The following is a 7931-nucleotide window of genomic DNA, read 5'->3' as shown; positions in this document are numbered from 1 at the left end:
ATCCAGGCGAGCATCTGCTTCTGCGCCGAGGGGGAGAAGCCGTCCCAGTGGTCGCGTGACCCGGGACGGGCGGCGAAGGCCGCGGCCAGGTCGTCGGGCACGACGCGGTCGTCGACGGCGTCCATGAGGGTCCAGTTCCCGTTGGCCCTGGCCGCGTCGACGGCGGCGCGACCGGGTGACTCCAGGCGACCCTCCGCCTCCAGGCGGGCGATCCGGTCCTTGTTGGGCCGGGTCCACACGCTGAGCGGACGCCGGGGCGCGAACCACATCCGCGTCCGCTCCTCGTCGACGGGCTTCTGGGTCGAGTCGACCCACCCCCAGCGCAGCGCCTCCACCACGCAGTCCTCATAGGAGACCGCGCGGTCAGCGGCCCGCCGGCGGGAGACCAGCCAGACGCCGCTGCCCCTGTCGTGGTGTGCGGCGAGCCACGCCGACCACTCCTCGACGGTCTGCGGCTCGACGTCCTCGGCCTCGTCCTGCACGCCCATGGAGCCAGCCTCGCACCGGTGGGTGGGGGAGTCGAGAGTCACCCTGAACATAGGTGAGGCTCACCTAACTTATGGCGTACGCTCCTTGTGTGTTCGCCAACTACCTGATCGGCCTCCGCGAGGGGCTGGAGGCCGCCCTCGTCGTCAGCATCCTCGTCGCCTATCTGGTGCGCTCCGAGCGACGCCACCTGCTGCCGCGCGTCTGGGCCGGCGTCGCCCTGGCGGTGGGGGTGAGCCTCGCCTTCGGGGCCCTGCTGACCTTCGGCCCGCGGGGGCTGACGTTCGAGGCCCAGGAGCTGATCGGCGGAAGCCTCTCCATCGTCGCCGTCGGCTTCGTGACCTGGATGGTCTTCTGGATGGCGTCGGCCGCCCGGGGGCTCGGCGCCGAGCTCCGCGGGCAGGTCGACCGGGCCGCCGAGGCCGGCCGCTGGTCGCTCGCGGTCGTGGCCATGCTGGCGGTGGGACGGGAGGGCCTGGAGACCGCGCTGTTCCTGTGGGCGGCGACCAACGCCGCGACCGACGGCTCCGGGGCCACCTGGGAGCCGCTCGCCGGCGCGGCGCTCGGGCTCCTCACCGCCGTCGTCCTCGGCTGGCTCATCTACCGCGGGGCGCTGAGCATCGACCTCAGCCGGTTCTTCACCTGGACCGGCGCCTTCCTCGTCGTGGTCGCCGCCGGCGTGCTCGCGTACGGCGTCCACGACCTGCAGGAGGCCGGCTTCCTGCCGGGGCTGCACACCCTGCTCTTCGACGTCTCGGCACAGGTCCCGCCGACCTCCTGGTACGGCACGCTCCTCAAGGGAGTCCTCAACTTCTCCCCGCAGACCACGGTGCTGGAGGGGGTCGCCTGGGTGCTCTACCTGGTGCCCGTGACGGCGGCCTTCCTGCTGGCCGTACGCCGCCGCCATCGGGCGATGGTCGCCCCGGCCCCGGCCCCGGCCCTCGCCCCCGTGGCCTGACCGCGTCCCGACCCGCACCGGCGGCGCGTCCGTCGAGAACGACCACCTTCGAGAACGAGGAAACCATGTCCCGCACCGCCACCGCCGCCGTCGTGCTGACCGGCGCCGCCCTGCTCGCCGGCTGCACCCAGAACGGCTCCGCAGCCGACCCCGGCGACCCGCGCGCGATCACCGTCGACTCCTCCGCCGACGCGTGCGACGTCTCGGCCACCGAGGCCCCCGCCGGCAAGCTCACCTTCTCGGTGCGCAACAGCGGCACCGACGTCACCGAGTTCTACCTGCTGGCCCAGGACGGTCTGCGGATCATGGGCGAGGTCGAGAACATCGGACCCGGGCTCACCCGCGACCTCACCGTGGTGGCTCCGGAGGGCGGCTACCTCACGGCATGCAAGCCCGGCATGGTGGGCGAGGGGATCCGCGCCGACTTCACCGCGACCCGGTCCGACGAGGACGTCGAGGTGTCGGCCGCGGACGCCGAGCTCGTCGACCGGGCCCTGGCCAACTACGGCGCCTACGTGGAGGACCAGACGGCCCAGCTCGTCGAGAAGACCAGGCAGTTCGTGACCCTCTACGCGGCCGGTGACGACGACGAGGCTCGGGCGCTCTACCCCGAGGCGCGCACCCACTGGGAGCGCATCGAGACGGTGGCCGAGTCCTTCGGCGACCTCGACCCCTTGATGGACGCCCGGGAGGCGGACCTCGCCGAGGGCGACTCGTGGACCGGCTGGCACCGGATCGAGAAGGACCTGTGGCCCGAGCGGGCCCGGGGCTACACGCCGCTCACCCACCGCGAGCGGGCGACGTACGCCGACGACCTGATGGCCAACACCGACACCCTGGCCGCCCGGGTCCCCGACCTCACCTACACCGTCGACCAGGTCGCCAACGGCTCGCGCGGCCTGCTCGACGAGGTCGCCACCGGCAAGGTCACCGGCGAGGAGGAGTACTGGTCGCGCACGGACCTGTGGGACTTCCAGGCCAACGTCGACGGCGCGCGCGTGGCCTTCGACGGGGTCGCGCCGATCGTGCAGCGCAACGACCCCGATCTCGCCGAGCAGGTCGACACCCGGTTCGAGCAGCTCCAGGCGCTGCTCGACACGACCCGTGAGGGAGACGGCTTCGTGTCCTACGACGAGCTGTCGCAGGACCAGGTCAAGCAGCTGTCCGACGCCGTGAACGCGCTCAGCGAGCCGCTGTCGCGCCTCGCCGCCGCGGTGGTCTGAGCCGTGGCCGGGGTCTCTCGTCGCCGCCTTCTCGGCGGGGTCGGCGCCGCCGGTGTCGGGGCCGCCGCCGTGGGCTTCGGGGCCGGCTGGGCTGCGCAGGCGGACGACGGGCCGACCGGCCCGGCCGTCGCCGCTTCCTACGACCTGTACGGCGACCACCAGGCCGGCATCACGACGCCGGTGCAGGACCGCCTGCACTTCGCGGCCTTCGACGTCCTCACCGAGGACCGCGACGAGCTGGTCGCGCTGCTGCAGGCATGGACCGTGGCCGCCGCCGAGATGATGGCGGGACGCCCGGCGGGGGAGGACGCGGCGTCGTACCTCTCCCCGCCGACCGACACGGGCGAGGCCGAGGGCCTCCCGGCGAGTCGGCTGACGATCACCTTCGGCTTCGGGGCCTCCCTCTTCGACGACCGGTTCGGCCTGTCCGGGAGGCGGCCCGCGGGGCTCGAGGCGCTGCCGCACTTCCCGGGCGACGCGCTGGACCCGACCCGCTCGGGCGGGGACCTGTGCGTCCAGGCGTGCGCCGACGACCCCCAGGTCGCGGTCCACGCCGTGCGCAACCTGGCCCGCATCGGCTTCGGCACGGTGGCCGTGCGCTGGTCCCAGCTCGGCTTCGGCAAGACGTCATCGACCACGCGCGAGGAGCAGACGCCACGCAACCTGTTCGGCTTCAAGGACGGCACGATGAACCTCACGGCGGACGAGGAGCTCGCCCTGGCCGAGCACGTGTGGGTCGACGACGGCACCTGGCTGACCGGTGGCTCCTACCTCGTCGCCCGCCGGATCGCGATGACCGTCGAGACGTGGGACCGGCAGTCCCTGGAGGAGCAGGAGCACGTGATCGGCCGCAGCAAGGCCGAGGGGGCGCCACTGTCGGGCGGTGGGGAGCGCACGGACCCCGACTTCGCCAGGGAGGGGAGCGACGGCCCGCTGGTCGACCCGGCCTCGCACGTCGCGCTGGCCCATCCGAGCCACAACGACGGCGTCCGGATGCTGCGCCGCGGCTACAGCTTCGTCGACGGCTCGACCTCGCTCGGCCGCCTCGACGCCGGGCTCTTCTTCCTGGCCTACGTCGTCGACCCGCGCACGCACTACGTCCCGATGCAGACACGCCTCGCGAGCCAGGACCTCCTCCAGGAGTACCTCCAGCACACCGGGTCCGGCCTCTTCGCGATCCCGTCCGGGGTCCGCCCGGGCGAGCACGTGGGCCAGGCGCTGTTCGCCTGAGCGGTCGCGCCGCTGCCGTGCGCACGCGGCGTACGGCACGATGAGCACATGAGCGACCGCACGCTGGAGCAGACCCGCGCCCTCGGAGTCGAGACGACGGGCATCGAGATCATCGACGAGGCCGACCGGACTGCGCGTCCCGCCGACCTCTTCTGGCCGTGGTTCGCGGCCAACGTGAGCGTCTTCGGGCTGAGCTACGCCTCGTTCATCCTGTACTTCGGGATCTCGTTCTGGCAGGGCGTGCTCGTCGCCGTGGTCGGGATCATCGTGTCCTTCCTGCTCTGCGGCCTCATCGCGGTGGCCGGCAAGCGGGGCTCGGCGCCGACGATGGTGCTGAGCCGCGCGGCGTTCGGCGTCGAGGGCCAGAAGCTGCCCGGCGTCATCTCCTGGCYCGTCTCCATCGGCTGGGAGACCTTTCTGTCGATCCTCGCCGTGCTGGCCACGGCCACGATCTTCGACCGCCTCGGCTGGGGCGGCGGCACCGGCACCAAGATCATCGCCACCGTCGTGGTGGCCTCGCTCATCGTCGCGGCCAGCGTCGCCGGCTACCACGTGATCATGCGGCTCCAGTCGTGGCTCACGTGGATCACCGGCATCGTCTCGGTCCTCTACATCGCGATGACCCTCGACGACGTCGACTGGTCGGCGGTGCAGGCCCTTCCGTCCGGCTCCTCGCAGGCCGTCATCGGGGCCCTGGTGATGGTGATGACCGGCTTCGGGCTCGGCTGGATCAACATCTCCGCCGACTGGTCGCGCTACCAGCGCCGCGATGCCTCCGGCCCGGCCATCGTGTTCTGGAACACCCTCGGCGGTGCCCTCGCCCCGCTCGTCCTGGTGGTCTTCGGCCTGGCGCTCGCGGGGTCCTCGCCCGAGATCCTCGACGGCGTGGCCGTGGACCCGATCGGCACCCTGGCCACGCTGCTCCCCACCTGGGCGCTGCTCCCGTTCCTGCTGGCGGCCGTGCTCGCGCTGGTCAGCGGGGCGGTGCTGGGCATCTACTCCTCGGGGCTCACGCTGCTCTCGCTCGGCGTGCGCCTCAAGCGCCCGCAGGCCGCCTTCGTGGACGGGGTGATCCTCACCCTCGGCACCGTCTACGTGGTCTTCGTGGCCGACAACTTCATCAACCCGTTCCAGAGCTTCCTCATCACGCTCGGCGTCCCGCTCGCCGCGTGGGCCGGGATCATGATCGCCGACATCGCGCTGCGCAAGCGCGACTACGACGACGTCGCGCTCTTCGACCGTGCCGGGCGCTACGGCGCGTTCGACTGGGTCTCCCTCGGCACCCTGGTCGTCGGCTCGGTCATCGGCTGGGGTCTGGTCGTCAACACGTTCTCCGACGACGCCTCGTGGAACAACTGGCAGGGCTACCTCCTCGGCCCGCTCGGCCTCGGCGGCAAGGACGGCGCCTGGGCCTACGCCAACCTCGGCGTGCTCGCCGCCCTGGTCCTCGGCTTCGCCGTCACGTACGTCGCCCGTCGCGGCACCGTCTCCCGTCAGGAGGCCGGGCCGACCGTCGACCTTGACCGCTCTGGCACGGTGGACGCATGAGTCTCATCGCCGTCGTCGGAGGCAACGGGCAGATCGCCCGGCTGCTGCACCCCCTGCTCGCGGAGCGGGGCCACACCCCGATCGCCCTGGTGCGCTCGGAGTCCTACCGTGCCGACCTCGAGGCGGTCGGCGCCGAGGTGCGCCTGCTCGACATCGAGCAGAGTGACGAGGAGGGCTTCGCCGCCGCCTTCGAGGGCGCCCACGCCGTGGTCTTCGCGGCCGGTGGTGGCGCGGACGGCAACGTCGAGCGCAAGCGCACCGTCGACCTCGAGGGGTCGCTCAAGTCCATCGCAGGAGCCAGGGCCGCCGGTATCTCCCGCTTCGTCCAGGTGTCGGCGATCAACGTCGACGAGCCCCTGCCCGACGACACCGAGCCGGTCTGGGCGGCGTACGTCGAGGCCAAGCGCGACGCCGACGCGGCCCTGCGCGACAGCGGGCTCGACTGGACGATCATCCGCCCCGGGCGGCTCACCGACGACGAGCCCACCGGCCGGGTGGAGCTGGGCGAGGACGTCGCCCGCAGCGAGGTGCCCCGCGCCGACGTGGCCGCCGTGATCGCGGAGGTCATCGACTCCGGTGCCGGCATCGGCGCCCAGTGGAACCTCGTCTCGGGCAGCACCCCGGTCGCCGACGAGGTCGCCCGCCTGGGCGCATGACGCTGCGGACGTCATACGCCCGGTGACGGGCACGGCTCCGTCCGCATGACGTCCGCCAGCAGCGGCTGGACCAAGGCCAGGACGAGCGCCAGCGCGGCCGAGGAGCCCCACAGCCACACCGGGTCCACCGCCAGCAACCGGGTCCCCACCAGCGGGGCGACCACCGATGCGACGCCCCAGCACGTGCCGTACGCCGCGAGGTAGCGCGCGCTGCCTCCGGGCGGCGCCAGCCCGGCGACCACCGCGAACGGGTGGCCGAGCAGCAGCATGTCCCCGACGCTCCACACGGCCACCGCGACGACGAACGCGCCCGTGCCGTTCGCCCCACCGGCGATGGCCATCCCCGCCGCCAGCAGGACGTAGCCCACCGTCATGGCCCGGAAGGGGCTCGGGGACCACTCCCGCGTGAGGCGCTGCGCCACCACCATGACCAGGGCGGAGACGGCGAGCAGCCAGCCCATCCGTCCGGCCGGCAGCCCCCGGGCGAGCAGCGTCAGGGGAAGACCGACCATGGCCTGCATGTAGAGGGTGGCGAACCCGGTCCCGGCCAGCCACATGAGCAGCAGACGGCGGTCCCGCCACGGGCTGCCGCGGCCCTCGGCCGGGGCCGGACCCGGGCCACCGGACGGCACGACCACGGCCACCACGCCCGCCGCGGCCAGGCACGACGCGGCGTCGGCCACGAGCAGCCAGCGCAGGTCGACCGCGGCGAGGGCGGCGGCGAGCAGGCCCGCAGCCACCCCTGCGACGGCGAGGGCCGTGCCCAGCAACGAGAAGGCGCGGGGCCGCTGCTCCGGGGGGCACAGGTCGGCGACGATCGCCTGGCTGGGCGGCTCGTAGAGCTCGAAGCACAGCCCCAGCAGGGTGATCGAGGCCGCGGCGGCGAGCAGGGTGGGGGAGCCGGCGAAGGCGAGCAGCGCGACCGCGCAGCCGACCAGGCCCAGCAGCATCGTCGGCCTGCGGCCCCACCGGTCGGCGAGGATCCCTCCGGCCAGCCGCGAGGGGATCGTGGCCACGCCGAACGACGCCACGACCAGGCCCGCCGTGGTCACCGACGTGGCGAAGTCCTCCACCAGGATCGCCGCCGTGAACGGCAGTGCGAAGGCCCCGAGCCGATTCACGGCCCGCGCCGCCACCAGGGCCCGGACGGTGCGGGGGAGTCCCGCCCGCACCTGGGTGTCGTCACTGGTGTCTGCGCTATCGTCAGTCATCACAGGCCCGACCGTACGACGACAGGAGTCACTGGTCAAATGTTGTTCGACAGTCACGTCTCGATCCTCCTCGACGCCGGGGTGGCCCTGGTCAACGCGACCACGCCCGGCCACGACGGCACCGAGGCGGTCGAGGCGCCCACGGGGCGGGCCCTCCAGGACGCGGTCCGGGGTGCGATCTCCCGGGAGGACTACCGGCCGACCGTCTCGCCCGCGACCGCCGGCGCCCTCGCAGAGGTCGCTGTCGACGTGCGCGCGGTCTACGTCGCCGCGGACGGGGGCGACCTCGATGCGGCCGCGTCGTTGGTCAACGACCTCCTCGACCGCACCGGGGCCCGCCCGAGGCTCACGCACACCGAGACGGGGTGGGACCTGCACTTCCACGGCCCCGACCGGACGGTCGCGCGGGGGTGGGCCGCGGGCCTCGCGGCGGGCCTCGCCCTGGCGCTGGGAAGCGACCGGAGCGGGCGCCTGGGCGTCTGTGCGGCCGATCCGTGCGACCGCGTCTTCACCGACACGTCCCGCAACGGCGGCCGTCGTTTCTGCTCCACCCGGTGCCAGAACCGCGTCAAGGCCGCCGCGCACCGCCACCGCGCCCGCTAGGGCGCCGGGTCTGCCC

At 73.2% G+C, this 7931-nt stretch carries 8 protein-coding genes; 6 read left to right on the top strand and 2 right to left on the bottom strand.

Annotation, left to right across the window (positions count from 1 at the left end; genetic code table 11):
- Positions 1-488, bottom strand: a 488-nt coding sequence (locus tag AC1DQF_RS14005; protein ID WP_477525831.1) for a YdeI/OmpD-associated family protein, incomplete at its 3' end; no start/stop codon positions are given.
- Positions 489-577: 89 nt separating this feature from the next.
- Here AC1DQF_RS14005 and efeU point away from each other — a divergent pair.
- From efeU to AC1DQF_RS13980, 5 genes are all read left to right on the top strand, one after another.
- On the top strand, positions 578-1444 hold the full coding sequence (gene efeU, locus AC1DQF_RS14000; RefSeq protein WP_477525830.1) for an iron uptake transporter permease EfeU: 867 nt from the start codon (positions 578-580) through the stop codon (positions 1442-1444).
- A gap of 65 nt (positions 1445-1509) precedes the next feature.
- Positions 1510-2667 (top strand): iron uptake system protein EfeO, encoded by a 1158-nt coding sequence (gene efeO / locus AC1DQF_RS13995; protein ID WP_477525829.1) that lies wholly within the window; start codon positions 1510-1512, stop codon positions 2665-2667.
- Between the two features lie 3 nt (positions 2668-2670).
- Positions 2671-3897 (top strand): iron uptake transporter deferrochelatase/peroxidase subunit, encoded by a 1227-nt coding sequence (gene efeB / locus AC1DQF_RS13990; protein ID WP_477525828.1) that lies wholly within the window; start codon positions 2671-2673, stop codon positions 3895-3897.
- Positions 3898-3945: 48 nt separating this feature from the next.
- Positions 3946-5445: a purine-cytosine permease family protein gene (locus AC1DQF_RS13985; protein ID WP_477525827.1), complete on the top strand. Its 1500-nt coding sequence runs from the start codon at positions 3946-3948 to the stop codon at positions 5443-5445.
- Positions 5442-6101 (top strand): SDR family oxidoreductase, encoded by a 660-nt coding sequence (locus AC1DQF_RS13980; protein WP_477525826.1) that lies wholly within the window; start codon positions 5442-5444, stop codon positions 6099-6101. The genes AC1DQF_RS13985 and AC1DQF_RS13980 overlap by 4 nt, the downstream gene beginning before the upstream one ends.
- Positions 6102-6112: 11 nt before the next feature.
- Here the strand turns inward: AC1DQF_RS13980 and AC1DQF_RS13975 are convergent, their stop codons facing one another.
- A complete protein-coding gene (locus AC1DQF_RS13975) occupies positions 6113-7312 on the bottom strand; it encodes an MFS transporter (protein ID WP_477525825.1) in 1200 nt (399 codons plus the stop codon).
- Positions 7313-7351: 39 nt separating this feature from the next.
- Between AC1DQF_RS13975 and AC1DQF_RS13970 the strand changes: the two genes are divergently transcribed.
- Positions 7352-7915, top strand: coding sequence for a CGNR zinc finger domain-containing protein (locus tag AC1DQF_RS13970; protein WP_477525824.1), 564 nt, complete (start codon positions 7352-7354; stop codon positions 7913-7915).
- Positions 7916-7931 lie beyond the last annotated feature (16 nt).

The sequence above is a fragment of the Nocardioides sp. P4_G4 genome (genome assembly GCF_056401085.1).
This window is presented reverse-complemented; position numbering and strand designations above follow the sequence as displayed.